General features: G+C 66.0%; 17 protein-coding genes. 11 read left to right on the top strand and 6 right to left on the bottom strand.

The genetic code is table 11. The features are described 5' to 3' along the window. Nucleotides 1–4 precede the first annotated feature (4 nt). Entirely contained in the window at nt 5–1,714 is a 1,710-nt protein-coding gene (locus KHO27_RS05555; protein WP_214501328.1) for a ShlB/FhaC/HecB family hemolysin secretion/activation protein, read from the bottom strand. A 546-nt stretch (nt 1,715–2,260) separates the two neighbouring features. Between KHO27_RS05555 and KHO27_RS05550 the strand changes: the two genes are divergently transcribed. The 11 genes from KHO27_RS05550 (at nt 2,261) to KHO27_RS05500 (ending at nt 13,325) form a co-directional block, all read left to right on the top strand. Next, a complete protein-coding gene (locus KHO27_RS05550; protein WP_214501327.1) occupies nt 2,261–2,719 on the top strand; it encodes a GNAT family N-acetyltransferase in 459 nt (152 codons plus the stop codon). A 169-nt stretch (nt 2,720–2,888) separates the two neighbouring features. Next, nucleotides 2,889–4,391, top strand: coding sequence for a glycine betaine/L-proline transporter ProP (gene proP, locus KHO27_RS05545; protein WP_023631310.1), 1,503 nt, complete (start codon nt 2,889–2,891; stop codon nt 4,389–4,391). A gap of 148 nt (nt 4,392–4,539) precedes the next feature. Further along, the gene (locus KHO27_RS05540) at nt 4,540–4,995 is read left to right on the top strand and encodes a (2Fe-2S)-binding protein (protein WP_023631311.1); all 456 of its coding nucleotides are present in this window, start codon (nt 4,540–4,542) and stop codon (nt 4,993–4,995) included. Beyond that, nucleotides 4,995–7,241 (top strand): xanthine dehydrogenase family protein molybdopterin-binding subunit, encoded by a 2,247-nt coding sequence (locus KHO27_RS05535; RefSeq protein WP_214501326.1) that lies wholly within the window; start codon nt 4,995–4,997, stop codon nt 7,239–7,241. Before KHO27_RS05540 ends, KHO27_RS05535 begins: the two co-directional genes overlap by 1 nt. Nucleotides 7,242–7,258: 17 nt before the next feature. Further along, nucleotides 7,259–8,593 carry a c-type cytochrome gene (locus KHO27_RS05530; RefSeq protein WP_214501325.1) on the top strand — a complete coding sequence of 445 codons (1,335 nt, stop codon included), beginning with the start codon at nt 7,259–7,261 and terminating at the stop codon, nt 8,591–8,593. Nucleotides 8,594–8,659: 66 nt separating this feature from the next. Further along, nucleotides 8,660–9,673 carry an XdhC family protein gene (locus KHO27_RS05525; protein ID WP_214501324.1) on the top strand — a complete coding sequence of 338 codons (1,014 nt, stop codon included), beginning with the start codon at nt 8,660–8,662 and terminating at the stop codon, nt 9,671–9,673. 83 nt (nt 9,674–9,756) lie between these two features. Beyond that, a complete protein-coding gene (locus tag KHO27_RS05520) occupies nt 9,757–10,338 on the top strand; it encodes a hypothetical protein (RefSeq protein WP_214501323.1) in 582 nt (193 codons plus the stop codon). A gap of 63 nt (nt 10,339–10,401) precedes the next feature. Next, nucleotides 10,402–10,956 (top strand): lipocalin family protein, encoded by a 555-nt coding sequence (locus tag KHO27_RS05515; RefSeq protein ID WP_110698569.1) that lies wholly within the window; start codon nt 10,402–10,404, stop codon nt 10,954–10,956. Nucleotides 10,957–11,176: 220 nt separating this feature from the next. Beyond that, nucleotides 11,177–11,482: an NIPSNAP family protein gene (locus tag KHO27_RS05510; RefSeq protein ID WP_110698570.1), complete on the top strand. Its 306-nt coding sequence runs from the start codon at nt 11,177–11,179 to the stop codon at nt 11,480–11,482. A gap of 137 nt (nt 11,483–11,619) precedes the next feature. Continuing rightward, nucleotides 11,620–12,042 (top strand): DUF2231 domain-containing protein, encoded by a 423-nt coding sequence (locus KHO27_RS05505; protein WP_102684433.1) that lies wholly within the window; start codon nt 11,620–11,622, stop codon nt 12,040–12,042. Continuing rightward, nucleotides 12,039–13,325 (top strand): PQQ-dependent sugar dehydrogenase, encoded by a 1,287-nt coding sequence (locus KHO27_RS05500; RefSeq protein ID WP_110698572.1) that lies wholly within the window; start codon nt 12,039–12,041, stop codon nt 13,323–13,325. Before KHO27_RS05505 ends, KHO27_RS05500 begins: the two co-directional genes overlap by 4 nt. 90 nt (nt 13,326–13,415) lie before the next feature. On the opposite strand, the gene KHO27_RS05495 is transcribed toward KHO27_RS05500, so the two are convergent. The 5 genes from KHO27_RS05495 to KHO27_RS05475 all read right to left on the bottom strand — a co-directional run bounded on the left by KHO27_RS05495 (nt 13,416) and on the right by KHO27_RS05475 (nt 15,859). After that, nucleotides 13,416–13,676 carry a hypothetical protein gene (locus tag KHO27_RS05495; RefSeq protein ID WP_110698574.1) on the bottom strand — a complete coding sequence of 87 codons (261 nt, stop codon included), beginning with the start codon at nt 13,674–13,676 and terminating at the stop codon, nt 13,416–13,418. Between the two features lie 72 nt (nt 13,677–13,748). Further along, entirely contained in the window at nt 13,749–14,315 is a 567-nt protein-coding gene (locus tag KHO27_RS05490; RefSeq protein ID WP_110698576.1) for an EndoU domain-containing protein, read from the bottom strand. A 77-nt stretch (nt 14,316–14,392) separates the two neighbouring features. Beyond that, nucleotides 14,393–15,175, bottom strand: a complete 783-nt coding sequence (locus KHO27_RS05485) for a glycoside hydrolase family 19 protein (RefSeq protein ID WP_110698578.1) — start codon at nt 15,173–15,175, stop codon at nt 14,393–14,395. Nucleotides 15,176–15,267: 92 nt separating this feature from the next. Further along, nucleotides 15,268–15,654, bottom strand: coding sequence for a hypothetical protein (locus KHO27_RS05480; protein ID WP_110698580.1), 387 nt, complete (start codon nt 15,652–15,654; stop codon nt 15,268–15,270). Between the two features lie 31 nt (nt 15,655–15,685). Beyond that, nucleotides 15,686–15,859: a hypothetical protein gene (locus KHO27_RS05475; RefSeq protein ID WP_250888410.1), complete on the bottom strand. Its 174-nt coding sequence runs from the start codon at nt 15,857–15,859 to the stop codon at nt 15,686–15,688. Nucleotides 15,860–15,883 lie beyond the last annotated feature (24 nt).

Raw genomic sequence — 15,883 nt, 5'->3', positions numbered from 1 at the left:
GCGCTCAGATCTGCACGGCGGCCCTGAACAGCCAGACTTCAGGCTCGCGCTGGTAACCGCGGGGCGTGTTGAGGCTGCGCTGGTAGTCGAGGTCCAGCTGCAGCGCCTTCCAGCCCAGGTTCACGCCCAGGCTCGCGCCGCTCAGGCGCTGGCTGGCGGCGCCGTGGTCGGCCTTGATCCAGCCGTGGTCCAGGCCCAGCCGTGGGGTGACGCTCAACGGCCCCTGCGCCCGCAACGGCAGGCGGAGGGTGTTGCGCCATACCGCCCCACTGGCCCCGGACAGGCTGCTGATGCGGTAGCCGCGCACGGCCGAATCGTCGGTGCCGAGCAACTGCTCGATGGCCGGCAGCGGGTCGGGGCTGTACTGCAGGTTGAGCTGGCTCTGCCACTGCCAGGCCTGACCCAGCAGCTGGCCATTGCGCCACTGGCTGAGCCCGGCGCGGTACTTGTGGAACTGCGCCCTGGGCAGGTCGGGCACCGGGCGATCGGCGTCATCGTCGGCACCGAACCAATGCAGCCCCTGGGCATAGTTGAGGTCCAGGTTCCACACCGCGTGGTCGAGCCAGAACAGGTTGAGCCCGGCCTCGGCCACGGTCAGCGTCGGGCTCTGCACGTCCAGGCGCACCTTGGCGAACTCGCTGTCGACATCCTTGTGCGCCAGTTGCAGGCTGGCGCTCAGTTGATGGCGCTGGTCGCGCCACAGCACGCGCTCGCCGCGCAGGCTGAGCTGGTCGGTGATGCCGCGGCTATGCAAGGTCAGCGTGCTGAGCTTGACCGGCGAGCGGTACTCGGCATGGCTGGCGAACAGGCTGAAGGTCCAGTAGCCATAGGGGATCGCGTAGTACAGGCTGGCGTTGCGGCTGTAACGGTCGCCCTGGTTGAGGGTATCGCTGGCCGACAGGCTGAGCAGGTCGTTGAGTGCCAGCGGGTTGTCCAGGCCCAGGCTGAGCACGCGACGGTCGCGCCCGGTGCTGGCGCTGCCGAGGTTGTCCAGGCCCAGGCCCACGGCCACCCGTGGCTGGCCGGCGCTGCGCGGACGCAGGATGATCCGCGAGGCGCCCGGCTGGCTGCCGGGGGCGATGTCGGCGGTCAGGTCGACCGAGCGCAGGCGGTTGAGCTGGTCCAGGCCCTGCTCCAGGTCACGCAGGTTCAGCGGCTCGCCGAGCATGCCGGGGAAGGCCCCGGCCAGGGACACCGGCAGGCGCTGGTCGGCCAGTTCGATGGCCTCCAGGTAGCCTTCGTCCACCAGGATGTCCAGCGACTGCCCGGCTGCCGGGGCGCTGCTCAGGTAGGGCCGGCTGGCGATATAGCCCTTTTCCAGGTACAGCGCGGTGATACTCGCCAGCAGCTGGTTGATCTGCCCCACGCCCATGCACGCCGCCACCAGCGGGTCGATGCGCGCATCGAGGGTGGCACGGTCGATCAGGGTGACGCCGCCCACCCGCACCCCGGCCAGCGGCCAGCAATGCGTATCCGGGGCCGCGGCCTGGGGGACCTGCGCGGAAGTATCGGGCCCGGTGAATGCACCGCGCTGCAGTTGACGGCGGCGTTGTTCCAGTTGCAGTTGCTGCAGGTCCTGTTGTTGCTGTTGCTGTTGGCGCAACACTTCCTGGCCAGGCACGAACGTCTCAGCCCGCACGTTGCCCAGGGACAGGCAAGCCAATACGACACACAGCGATACGCGACGGCAATCAATAGCAGACAGGTACGACATACAACACCCATTCGCAGGCAAAGGCACAGCGAGAATCGCAGCACTTGGAACTTCCCGGCACGGTTACCGAGAGTTATCGGCACACGTGCAATAACTTTAGAAAGTTGAGCGTTATTCACTGAAACGCTCACGGAAAAGTTAATGACTGCCAATTACCACCCGAAGCCTGGCATGACCACCTGGTCACCCGACACCCCGTATTGCAGAGGCTAGAGGGACTGACGCGCTAGATTGTCCAACAATCAAACTTGCCGACTGTTTGAGCCAACGGTACTTCTAGACACGAGCGGGAGACACCGGACTTTAGTCGCATGCCGCCTGCGCACAGCAACTTGGAAACACACAAGAGGATTCCACTTCGGTGAAACGCACCGAAACTAAGCCGAATAATTGGCCCGTGCGGCGACGATTCGTGCTGAGCTTTCGACTCTATTGAAGCGACTGCCCTCGAATGCACTTGCAACTCGAGTACGCGTTAGAGGCCTGATGTATGCTCGCGACATCACAGCCCACCGCACTGAAATGCCCCTCGACAAGGACAACAGCATGCCCCGCCTGGACTGGCTTGAACACCACATGGCCCACAGCGATACCCTCGCCCAGTGGCTGCACCAACAGTTCCACTACGAGTACGCGGACGTGCCGATTAGCGACTGGCAACGCGAGTTCGCCGAAGGCCAGCGCAACGGCCAATGGCGATGCCTGGTCGCCCTCGACGGCGACCGCCTGCTGGGCAGCGCCGCCCTGGCCAGCGACGACCTGCCCGGGCGCAGCGACCTTGGTCCGTGGCTGGCCTGCGTGTTCGTCACCCCGCAAGCACGAGGGCAAGGCCTGGCGGAGCAACTGATCGAAGGCATCTGCGACCATGCACGCAGCAGCGGAGTCTCCACGCTCTACCTGCACACCCACGACCAGAGCGCCTACTACGCCAAGCGTGGCTGGGCACCGCTGGAACCCTTCGAGGCCTGGGGGCAGCAGCACTGGCTGATGTCACGCGCCCTCTGATCGCTTGCCTGATGGCCTCTGTAGAAGCGGGCTTGCCTCGCGCCAGGGCCATCCGTGCCGCACACAAATGATCCAGCAGGGAATTATTTAGCGCGCCGTTGTATCTGACCCTAGGTACAAGGCTGGCCAAACCATGGCCATGCCCCCAAGCCTTCAAGGACAACGGCCCATGAAATCACGCAGAAAACCCGTCAAGCCCATCGGCTTGAAGGACATCACCATCGTCGACGACGCCAAGATGCGCAAGGCCATCACCGCCGCCGCCCTGGGCAACGCGATGGAATGGTTCGACTTTGGCGTCTACGGCTTCGTCGCCTATGCCCTGGGCAAGGTGTTCTTCCCCAACGCCAGCCCCGGCGTGCAGATGATCGCGGCGCTGGCCACCTTCTCCGTGCCCTTCCTGATCCGCCCGCTGGGCGGGCTGTTCTTCGGCGCTCTGGGCGACCGCTACGGGCGCCAGAAAGTGCTGGCCGCGACCATCGTGATCATGTCCCTGAGCACCTTCGCCATCGGTCTGATCCCCTCCTACGCCAGCATCGGCATCTGGGCGCCGATCCTGCTGTTGCTGGCGAAGATGGCCCAGGGCTTCTCGGTGGGCGGTGAATACACCGGCGCCTCAATCTTCGTCGCCGAGTACGCCCCGGACCGCAAGCGCGGCTTCCTCGGCAGCTGGCTGGACTTCGGCTCGATCGCCGGCTTTGTCCTCGGCGCCGGCGTGGTGGTGCTGATCTCGACGCTCCTCGGCGAGGAACAGTTCCTCGAATGGGGCTGGCGCCTGCCGTTCTTCCTGGCCCTGCCGCTGGGCCTGATCGGCCTGTACCTGCGTCACGCGCTGGAAGAAACCCCGGCCTTCCAGCAACACGTCGAAAAACTCGAGCAAGGTGACCGCGAAGGCCTGGCCAGCGGCCCGAAAGTGTCGTTCAAGGAGGTGGCGACCCAGCACTGGCGCAGCCTGCTGACCTGCATCGGCGTGGTGATCGCCACCAACGTCACCTACTACATGCTGCTCACCTACATGCCCAGCTACCTCTCGCACAACCTGCACTACAGCGAAGACCACGGCGTGCTGATCATCATCGCGATCATGGTCGGCATGCTGTTCGTGCAGCCGATCATCGGCCTGCTCAGCGACAAGTGGGGGCGCAAGCCGTTCATCATCATCGGCAGCGTCGGCCTGTTCGCCCTGGCGATCCCGGCGTTCATGCTGATCACCAGCGGCAAGCTGGCGGTGATCTTCGCCGGCCTGTTGATCCTCGCCGTGCTGCTGAACTTCTTCATCGGCGTGATGGCCTCGACCCTGCCGGCGATGTTCCCCACGCATATCCGCTACAGCGCCCTGGCCAGCGCCTTCAACATTTCGGTGCTGATCGCCGGCCTGACCCCGACCCTCGCCGCCTGGCTGGTGGAAACCACCGACAACCTGTACATGCCGGCTTATTACCTGATGGTGATCGCCGTGATCGGCCTGCTCACCGGCCTGACCATGAAGGAGACCGCCAACCGTCCGTTGCGCGGCGCCGCCCCGGCGGCCTCGGATATCGACGAAGCCCGCGAACTGCTGCAGGAGCACCACGACAACATCGAACAGAAGATCGAGGACATCGACGCGCAGATCGCCGAGCTGGAGGCCAAGCGCAAGACCCTGGCCCAGCAGCACCCGCGCATCGATTGAGGAGGCTTGCGCATTCCACCGGATTGCTTGCCTGATCCTCTGAACCTGCGGGGTGCATCGATTGCGCAACGGGGCCATGTGCTAGCGTTTCTGGATTGGGGAACAGCGTATTCCCCGCTTCCAGAACCGATGATCAGCAGGTGAGCCCATGGAACTAAGAATCAACCAGCAGACCTACCAGGTCGAGGCTGACGCCGACACGCCCTTGCTCTGGGTGATCCGCGATGACCTGGGCCTGACCGGCACCAAGTACGGTTGCGGCCTGGCCCAATGCGGCGCCTGCTCGGTGCTGGTGGACGGCAATGTGGTGCGCGCCTGCGTCACCCCGGTGGCCGGCGTGGTCGGTCGTGAAGTCACCACCATCGAGGCCATCGAAGCCGACGCCGTGGGCAAGCGCGTGGTCGCCGCCTGGGTCGAGCACCAGGTGGCCCAGTGCGGCTACTGCCAGTCCGGCCAGGTGATGGCGGCCACCGCGCTGCTCAAGCACACCCCCAAACCCAGCACCGAACAGATCGACGCGGCCATGGTCAACCTGTGCCGCTGCGGCACCTACAACGCCATCCATGCCGCCGTGCACGAACTGGCCCAAGGGGAGAACGCCTGATGAACGCGCGTATCGACACCCCTGACGACCTGGCACGGCTGCGCAGCGGCGAAACGGTCAACCTGTCGCGTCGGCGCTTTCTTGCCGGCAGCGCCATCGGTGCCCTGGTGCTGGGCTTCGGCCTGCCGCTGGGCTCGGCGCGAGTGCAGGCCGCCGCCACATCCCCCGAGCGTGGCACCCAGGTGCCGGCCTTCCTGGAAATCCGCGCGGACGGCAGCGTGCACCTGCTCAGCCCGTTCATGGAGGGCGGGCAAGGGGTCAACACGGCCATGGCGCAGATCATCGGCGAGGAACTGGACGCCGACCCAGCCACCTTCGTGGTCGAAAGCGCGCCAGCGGGCGAGGCCTACGTGGTGATGGAGAACGGCCTGCGCATCACCGGCGGCAGCATGTCGGTGCGCATGAGCTACCCGACCATGCGCCGCCTCGGCGCCCTGGCCCGCGCCATGCTGCTGCAGGCCGGCGCCGAGCAGTTGGGCGTGCCAGTTGGTGAATTGAGCACCGAGCCTGGCAAGGTGGTGCACGCGGCCTCGGGCCGTGCGCTGGGCTACGGCGAACTGGCCGCCAAGGCCATGGACCTGCCGGTGCCCGACCCTGCCAGCGTCAAGCTGCGCGACCCCAGCCAGTTCCGCTGGATCGGCAAGCCGGTGCAGCGCCTCGACGCCTACGACAAGTCCACCGGCAAGGCCGTCTACAGCATCGACGTCAAGGTCGACGGCATGCTCCACGCCGCCGTGCAGCATGCCCCGCGCCTGGGCATGACCGTAGACAACCTGCGCAACGAGGAACAGGTCAAGGCGATGAAGGGCGTGCACTCGGTGCATCAACTGCCCGGTGCGGTCGCCGTGGTCGCCGAACGCTGGTGGCACGCCAAGCGCGCGGTGGAAGCGCTGCAGGTGGACTGGAAGGAAGTGGCCGCCGACAGCCAGGTGCGGCCGATGCCTGCCGATTTTTCCAGCGATGGCTGGCGAGAACACCTGGCCGCCCAGACCGGGCCGAGCCGCGACGAGGAAAACCAGGGCGATGTCGCCGGCGCCCTGGCCGGGGCCAAGACCAAGGTCGAGGCCACCTACCACAACCAGTTCCTCAACCACGCGCAGTTGGAGCCGCCCTCCGCCACCGCCCGTTTCAACCCCGACGGCTCGCTGGAAGTGTGGCTGCCCAACCAGGCCCAGGACATGTTCCGCGCCGACATCGCCAAGCGCACCGGCCTGGACCCGGCGCGGATCACCCTGCATTCGCCACTGCTCGGTGGTTTCTTCGGCCGGCACTTCCTGTATGACTCGGCCAACCCCTACCCGCAGGCTATCGCCCTGGCCAAGGCGGTCGGCAGGCCGGTGAAACTGATCTGGAGCCGCGAGGAGGAGTTCCTGCGCGATGCCATGCGCCCCATGGCCGTGGTCAAGTTCCGCGCCGCGCTGGACGAGAAAGGCCTGCCGGTGGCCATCGAGGCGATCAGCGCCACCGAAGGCCCGACCGAGGCCATTGCTGGCAAGCAGGGCGACACGGTCGATCCCACAGCCCTCGAAGGGCTGTCGGGCAAGGCTTACGCCATCGCCAACAAACGCATCGCGCAGATCTATGTCAAAGGCCCGGCCATGCTCGGCTACTGGCGCTCGGTGGGCAATTCGCTGAACGACTTCTTCTACGAGTCGTTCCTCGACGAGCTGGCCGACAAGGGCGGCCACGATCCCTTCGAGCTGCGCCTGCAACTGCTGCGGGACAACCCGCGCCTGACCGCCCTGCTGCAGGCGGTGGGCGAGCTGTCCGGCGGCTGGAAGCGCGGCCCGTTCACCGCCGAGGATGGCAGCAAGCGCGCCCGCGGCGTGGCCATGGCCTCGCCGTTCGGCTCGGAGGCGGCGGTCATCGCCGAAGTGTCGCTGGAGGGTGGCCAGGTCAAGGTGCACGACATCTGGCAGGCCATCGACCCGGGCAGCATCGTCAACCCGGCGATCATCGAGGCCCAGGTCAACGGCGCGGTATCCCTGGGCCTGTCCCAGGTACTGCTGGAAGAATCGGTGTGGCTGAACGGCATGCCACGGGCGCGCAACTACGACCTGTACCCGGTGCTGCCGCCGTCGCGCATGGCCCGGGTGCACGTGCGCATCGTCGAGAGCGGGGCGAAGATGGGCGGCATCGGTGAACCGCCGCTGCCGGCGGTCGCGCCCGCGGTGGCCAACGCCGTGGCGCAGCTTACCGGCCAGCGCGTGCGCAGTATGCCCCTGAGCCGCCATACCTTCAGCTGACACGACAAGGACAGCCCATGAACAACAGCCGATTCGCAAGAACCGCAGGCTGGCTGGCCTTGCCGTGCCTGGTCGCGGCAGGCCTGCTGGCCTGGTACGTCACCCGCGAGCCTGCCTCGCCCTTCAGCGCCTCGGACAGCGCCGACGCAGCCCTGGTCAGCCGCGGCGAATACGTCGCCCGCCTCAGCGACTGCGTGGCCTGCCACAGCGTGCCGGGCAAGGCGCCCTTTGCCGGAGGCCTGGAAATGGCCACGCCGCTGGGGGCCATCCATGCCACCAACATCACCCCGGATCGCGACCACGGCATCGGCGCCTACAGCCTGGCCGACTTCGACCGTGCCGTGCGCCAGGGCGTGGCGGCGGGAGGGCGACGACTGTACCCGGCCATGCCCTACCCGTCCTATGCCAAGCTCAGCGATGACGATGTGCAGGCGCTCTACGCGTTCTTCATGAAGGGCGTGCAACCGGCAGCCGAAGCCAATATACCCAGCAGCATTCCCTGGCCATTGAACCTGCGCTGGCCCATCGCCCTGTGGAACGGCCTCTTCGCACCGACCACCGCCTATGCGCAGAAACCCGACCAGGATCCGCTGTGGAATCGCGGCGCCTACATCGTCCAGGGCCCCGGCCACTGCGGCAGCTGCCATACGCCTCGGGGCCTGGCCTTCAACGAGAAAGCCCTGGACGAAAGCGGCGCGCCGTTCCTCGCCGGGGCCCTGCTCGATGGCTGGTACGCGCCGAGCCTGCGCCAGGACCACAACACCGGGCTCGGGCGCTGGAGCGAAGCCGAGATCGTGCAGTTCCTCAAGACCGGGCGCAATCGCCATGCAGTGGTGTACGGCTCGATGACCGAGGCGTTCAACAACTCCACGCAGTTCATGAGCGACGACGACCTGGGCGCGATCGCCCGCTACCTCAAGGCATTGCCCGGTGACCCTCGGCGTGATGGTGCGCCCTGGCAGTACCAGGCGACGGCCGCCGCGCCTGATGCGCCCGGCGCGCACACCTACGCGACCCGTTGCGCCAGCTGCCATGGCGCGGATGGCAAGGGCCAGGCCGAGTGGATGCCGCCGCTGGCGGGGGCCACCTCGATGCTGGCCGCAGAGAATGCCTCGGCGATCAACATCACCCTCAACGGCTCGCAGCGCATCGTCGCCGCCGGGGTGCCGGACGCCTACCGCATGCCGGCGTTCCGCGAGCAGCTGTCGGACCGGGAGATCGCCGAGGTGCTGAGTTTCGCCCGCAGTGCCTGGGGCAATCAGGGTGGCGCGGTGCAGGCCAAGGCGGTGGGCGAGCTGCGCGGGCATACCGACCCTGCCAGCAGCAGCCCGATCATCCTGCATATGCGCTGATACCGCCATCGCGGGGCAAGCCCGCTCCCACGTGTGAAGCGTGGAGCACAGACAACCGAGGACACCATGGAAAGCATCGACCTGCTGGTCCTGCGCACCACCCACGACTGGCTCCAGGCCGGGCACCGCGTGCTGCTCGCCACTGTCGCCCGCACCTGGGGCTCCTCCCCTCGCCCGGTCGGCTCGATGATGGCGCTGCGCAACGATGGCCGGGTGGTTGGCAGCGTGTCCGGCGGCTGCATCGAAGACGACCTGATTCATCGCTACACCACCGCCTATGGCGGCCCCGGCCTGCCTCAGGGCAGGCCCGAGGTGATTCGCTATGGCGTCAGCGCCGACGAGGCCCACCGCTTCGGCCTGCCCTGTGGCGGCACCCTGGAGCTGATCCTGGAATTCGAACCGGCCGCGTTGCCCCTGCTGCAACTGCTGGAGCACCTCGACCAGGGCCGGCTGATGCGCCGCCGACTGGCCCTGCAAAGCGGCGCGGTGAGCCTGGCAGCCACCGCCACCCCCGAGCAGTTCAGCTTCGACGGCCAGCACATGGTCAACACCCTCGGTCCCGGCTACCGCATGCTGCTGATCGGCGCCGGGGCACTGGCCGAATACCTGGCGACCATGGCCTTGTTCAACGGTTTTCGGGTGGCGGTGTGCGACCCTCGCCCCGAACACATGGCCACCTGGGCGGTGGCCGGCGTCGAGCACCTCAAGGGCATGCCGGACGATGCGGTACGCGCCTTCAACGCAGACCTGCGCACCTGCATCATCGCCGTCAGCCATGACCCCAAGCTCGACGACCTGGCGCTGCTCGAGGCCCTGCACAGCCCGGCGTTCTACATTGGCGCCATCGGCTCGCGGCGCAACAGCCAGCTGCGCCGCGAGCGCTTGATTGAGCATTTCGGCGAGAGCGAGGCCTCGTTGCAACGACTGCATGGCCCCATCGGCATCTACATCGGCAGCAAGACCCCGGCGGAGATCGCGGTGAGCGTGATGGCCGAAGTGCTGGCCGCCAAGAATGCCGTGACACTGCCCGGAGCTGTGAGCGTGTCCGCCGCCAAGGCCCTGGAACAGCCAGCCTTGTGAGCGGGCCACACACCGGCCAACTACTGTCTATGCTTGCTCAACGCGAACCACCCCTCGGTATCGACCACAAGGAAGACAGGCCAATGAAATCGACTCTCGCCCGCGCCATCGCTTTCACCTCGCTCATCGGTGCGGCCAGCCTCGCCGCCCACGCCGCCGAACTGCCCATCGCCAGCGAGGCGCTGGAAAGCCATATCACCACCGAAGTGACCAAGATCGACCTGCCCAACCGCCAGGTCACGGTCAAGGGTCCCCGCGACAAGGACGTGACCTTCCAGCTCACCGAACAGGCCAAGGCCCTGCCCAACCTCAAGGTCGGCGACCAGGTCGACATCAAAGTCACCCGTGCCATCGCCTATGTACTGAACACCAATGTCGGCGGCGCGCCCAAGGCCTCCGAGGAATCGGGCACCATCCGCGCCACCGCGGCCAACCCCAACCCTGGTGGCGAGGCTTTCCGCCAGGTCAAGGTCACCTCGCAGATCAAGAAGATCGACCTGAACACTCATGAAGTCACCCTGCTGCCGCCCGAAGGCAAACTGCAGGTGGTCAAGGTCGAGAATCCCGAACTGCAGGCACGGATGAAAAACCTCAAGGTCGACCAGACCGTCGAAGCCATCTTTACCGAAGTACTGAGCGTGGAAACTTCCCGCCCAGCCCAGTAAAACCTTTGGCCGGCCCGCGCATCGAAAGCCATGTAAGCCTTTCCCCCCTTCAGGAGGTTTCCCATGGCGATGCGCCTGGCCGTGCCGTTTTGCTGCTGCCTTACCCTCGCGCTCACGGGCTGCACCAGCGCCCGCGACGAGCAGCCACCGCCCACCACGCAACAGGTCGAGCTCCAGCGCTACCAGGGCACCTGGTATGAACTGGCGCGCCTGCCGATGTTCTTCCAGCGCAATTGCGTGCAGTCCGAGGCCCGTTATGGCCTGCGCGAGGACGGGCGCATCGACGTCTCCAACCGCTGCCTGGAAAAGGACGGCCAATGGAACCAGGCCAATGGCATCGCCGAGGCGCAGGTGCCCGGCCGCACCGACAAGCTCTGGGTGCGCTTCGACAACTGGTTCAGCCGCCTGGCACCGGACCTGACCAAGGGCGAATACTGGGTGCTGTATCACGACGCGGATTACCGCGTGGCCGTGGTCGGCCACCCGAACCGCGAATACCTGTGGCTGCTGTCGCGCACCCCCACTGTCAGTGACCAGACCCGTGACCAGCTACTGGCGCTGGCGCGCAAGCAGGGTTATCCCACCGAGCAATTGATCTGGCGCCAGGCCAAACTCTAGTGTGGTGTTTCACAAATAACGACCATAACTCGCGGCGCTTTTTGCGCTCATGCGGCGTTGTCGCTCCTCGCCGTAGCTGGGCTACGACTCGTCGCGACGCCTTGCCTGAGCGCAAAAATCGCTCGCGAGTTATTGGTCGTATTTGCAAAACACCACACTAGCTGCCCACGCCCACGCCCTGTAAGGTGAGCCACCCGGCTCACCCAAAGGATTGCGTGCAATGATCACCTGCCACCTCAAGTACATCATCGACCCCTACCAGGTCCCCGCCTTCGAAGCCTACGGCAAGCTGTGGATCGGCCTGGTCAACCGCATGGGCGGCAGCCACCATGGCTACTTCCTGCCCAGCGAAGGCGCCAACAATGTCGCCTATGCCCTGTTCAGCTTCCCCAGCCTGGCGGCCTACGAGCAGTACCGCAAAGCTTCGGAAACCGACCCCGAGTGCATCGCCGCCTTTGCCCTGGCCACCGAGCAGCGTTTCATCCTCAGCTATGAGCGCAGCTTCCTGCGGCCCGTGCTCGACTGAATTTCCCAGGCAAGACCCAGGCTCCTGCAGGCGCCGGTAAAGCCAACGGCAAACGCCACTGAACTATTGCACCTCGATCACGATCCTCACCTAAGCACCCTCGACCCAGGATCGTCGATCGACAAGGAGCCTAGCCAGTGACCACTACCACCCTCCCCCGTTGCACCCCAGGGCCGCTGCACGCGACCCTGCTCGCCGGCAGCGTGCCGCTGTTCCTCGGCGCCCTGCTCAGCGACATTGCCTACTACCAGAGCTACCAGATCCAGTGGAGCAACTTCGCCGCCTGGCTGATCGCCGGGGCCCTGCTATCCAGTGGCCTGGCGCTGCTGTTTGCCCTGGCCAACCTGATCCGGGCGCCACGCAAGGCCGGTCGCCCGCTGCTGTACGTGCTGTTGCTGCTGGTCACCTGGGTACTGGGCCTGGTCAACGCCTTCGAGCACGCCAAGGACGCCTGGGCCGTGATGCCCGCAGGCCTGGTGCTGTCAGTGGTGGTCACGGTGCTGGCCATGATCGCCACCTGGGCCGGCCTGACCCGCCTGCGCACGGAGGGCGAAGCATGAAGCACGCATTGAGCGCCCTGAGCATGGCCCTGCTGCTCAGCGCCTGTGGCGGCGACGGCGAGAAGACCCAGGCCCATGGTCCGGACCCGAAATTGCCAGCCCCCGAACGCGGGCTGCTGCCAAGCATGAAGATCGCCCAGCCGGCCGCCTGGGGTGAGCAAAAACCCCAGGTGCCCCAGGGCTACCGCATCAGCGCCATCGCCACCGACCTGAAGATCCCGCGCCAGACCCTGGTGTTGCCCAATGGCGACATCCTCGTTGCCGAGGGGCGTGGTGGCAACGCCGCCAAGCTCAAGCCCAAGGACGTGATCGCCAGCCAGATCAAGGCCAAGGGCAACACCCAGGTCAAGGGCGGCAACCGCCTTACCCTGCTGCGCGACGCCGACGGCGATGGCCGCTACGAACTGCAGACGGTATTCGCCGAACACCTCAATGCCCCCTATGGCCTGGCCTATGCCAACGGCAAGCTGTACGTGGCCAACCAGGACGCGCTGGTGCGCTTCGATTACCAGGACGGCCAGACACAGGCCGGTGGCCCGCCGACCAAGGTCACCGACCTGCCCGCCGAGATCAACCACCACTGGACAAAGTCACTGGCTATCAGCCCCGACGGCCGCTACCTGTACGTCGGCATCGGTTCCAACAGCAATATCACCGAGCGCGGCATGGAGGCGGAGGTCGACCGCGCCATGGTCTGGCAGGTGGACGCTGCGACCGGTGCCCACCGGCCTTATGCCACCGGCCTGCGCAACCCGACCGCGCTGGCCATCCAACCACGCGACGGCAAACTGTGGGCAGTGGTCAACGAGCGCGACGAACTGGGCCCGGACCTGGTGCCGGACTACCTGACCTCGGTGCAGGAAGGCGCGTTCTATGGCTGGCCATACAGCTACTGGGGCCAGAACGTCGATGACCGCGTGCGGCCGCAGAACCCGGACAAGGTGAAAGCCGCGATCAAGCCCGACTACAGCCTGGGCTCGCATGTGGCGGCGCTGGGCGTGGCCTTCTCCAACCCGGCCATGGGCGACACCTTCGCCGACGGTGTGTTCGTGGGTGAACACGGCAGCTGGAACCGGCCGAACCCGGTGGGCTACAAGGTGATCTTCGTGCCGTTTCGCGACGGCAAGCCGGCCGGCGAGCCGGTGGATTTCGCCACGGGCTTTCTTGGCGGGGACGGCAAGACCCGTGGCCGGCCCGTGGGGGTGACCGTCGACCCGAAGGGGGCGTTGATCATTGCCGACGACCTGGCCAACACCCTGTGGCGGGTGACTCGCGAGCCGTAGGGGCGCCAGGGCTTTTCAGGTGCTCAACACGAGCGTGCAGCGCTCGCGTTGAGCACCTGGCTAGCGCCATGCACATTTTGCAAGGCGCGTTCAGGCCTTGCCTGCAAACGACTCCAAGGCTTTGATGAAATCCTGCAACGGCAGGTGTACGGCCGGCCAGCCTTCGATGTAATAGTGCTCGATCACCACCGTGTCCTCTTCGAACGCAACATGGTAGGCATTGCCACTGTAGGGCTCCACCACTCGGTTGAGGCGCGCGGCAAGGGCCTTTTCCAGCAAATGCTCGCGTGCCACGGCCGTCACCTCATCGTCCAGGAACTGCTGCAGACTGCTGGATGGGATGTTGGACATCAGCAAACTCCTTTGTCGTGCTGACGAAAAGAGCCGGGCATCACGCCCGGCCCTGCAGAGAGTGACGCAGAATCAGTAGTCAGGATAGGCGGTGGTCACCACCGTGCCACTGGCGTTCATATAGCCGACGATGTTGAAGGACGCCGCCGGGTTGCCTGCCTGGCAACTCGCCCCCGACGGCCCGTGGAACTCGCCGTTTACCAGCCCGGTGCGGTTGTTGTACGCGTTCTGGATGGCCGCCACCACGTTGGCTTGTGAGCAAGTGTCAGGAAACATCGTGGAGACGGTCTTGGTGCCGGTCGCGCCATTCTGGGTGATGTTGAAGTTGCGCAGCACGTAGATCCCGGCCGGACCACGCGGGGTATTGGTGGTGGCAGCGGTAAAGGTCACGGTGGCAGGCGACTGGCCGTTCGGCCTGCTGTGGAAGCCCTTGGCCCGGTTGCCGGCAGCCTGCACCTGAACCTCACCACAGAACACATGCTGCTGGTTGACCGCGGGCGCGCCGCCCGAGTTGGGTTGCGGGCATTGCACGGCGGCCTGGGCAGGCGCCATCGGCACCAGGGTGAAGGCCAAGCTGCCGATAATCGCCAGACCAGCCAGCACGGCACGTGCAGGGGTTGCTACGAAAGTCTTTTTCATCTTGAAGCTCCTTTTTGCAGTGACAGGACGTTGTTGTCCTCTGGCTCCGCCGCTGCCGGCGGAAAGCGGGAGTGGGGTCAGCCGAGCAGCAGCCACTTGGCCCGGGCTAGATAAGCGGCACGATCATCGAGGCCGTTGAAGCCGCCGTTGACGCGCCGGGTGACTTCGCGCAGGTCATCCTTGTCGGCCCAGTCGTTGAGCTTGCGGTTGGCCCAGAACCAGCCGGCGACATCCACCGCCAGGGCCGGGTCGCTGCTCACCAGGGCGGGGTCGTCCTTGTTCTCGAAGTCGCGCGTGCAGTACTGGCCGTACTGGCGATAGTTGGCGCGGCCGGTGAGCTGAATCAGGCCACGACCCTTGAAGCGCGGGCCGTCGCCCGGCTGCAGGTTGCCGAGGTCCTTGCGCCCTTCGTAGGCACTGCCGCTGGCCAGCTCTTCGGTGTATCGAAGGCAGCCACTCTCATGGGCGATCTGGGCGAGGAAGTGAGCAATACGCAGTGGCGTATCGATGCGGTAGCGGGTCAGCACCTCCAGCAACGGCTGATGGAACGCCGTGATGCGTGCGCTGCTGGCGTTGATCAGCGCCAACCACAGCTTGGCCACGCCGAGCCCGCCGGGCAGCCCGACCCGCAAGGCGGCCAGGGTCGTGTCGCCCGGCACTACCGGTTTGCCGGCCGGGCTGCCGATGATCTGCTGGAAGCTCTCAAGGGCGCTGCGCGTGCCTGCGCCCCAGAGGCCATCGGTGCCGAGCGCGCAACTGAAGCCGCGTTGCCCGCTGTTGAGGTTGAGCAGCAGTTGCAGGCTGCGCACATCGGCGGGCGCATTGCTACCGCCGGTTCCTACGGTGTTGGTGATGCACATGGTCTGCTCCTTTTTCGGGCAAGCCGCTCCCCGTGGGGCAGCGGGCAGGCCGTGCCTTGGTGTCGAAGCGAGAGGTGTCGTGGGGGTTGGCGCTACTTACCGGATGGCAAGAGCGTCAGGCTGTAAGCCAGCTTGTTGCGTTGGGTAAACAGTTGCACCTGCAAGCCACCGCCACCCTGGCTGCTCTGCAGGTAGCCCTGCGCCAGTTGCCCGCACAGGCCAGCGCCTGCGCCATCCAGGCCATAGCTGTTGACCTGCCCGTTGGCCCCGCTGTACTCCAGGTCGAAGCCGCATTTCCAATTGCCGTTGAAACGCACCTTGCCGGCGCGATCCCCCAACCCGGCGGCGGGTTCAATGTCCAGGACGACGGGGATGTCGCGGCCATCGTCCTTGAAGGTGCCGCGGTACTCGACGGCCCAGGCCGATGCCAGGCTGGTGAGGGCCAACGCCCCCACCAGTGCAGTTGCCAACTGTTTCATGGTGACTCTCCTTGTTGGTTGAATGCAGGGTTCAGAACGCCAGCACCAGCCCCGCCCACTTGGCGATGCTCAGGGCCAGGTCAGGCTGGATCGCGCCCAGAGCCACCAGCGCAGACAGCACCGCAGCGCCGATGGCGCACAGCACGCGCCTGGTGGTGGACATACGCGCCGGTTGCGCGGTTTTTTTCTTCAGGATCGTGCGCATGGTTCGAGTCTCCTGGGTTGACAG

It is taken from the genome of Pseudomonas sp. RC3H12 (assembly GCF_018596375.1).
In the GTDB taxonomy this organism is placed as follows: domain Bacteria; phylum Pseudomonadota; class Gammaproteobacteria; order Pseudomonadales; family Pseudomonadaceae; genus Aquipseudomonas.
This window is presented reverse-complemented; position numbering and strand designations above follow the sequence as displayed.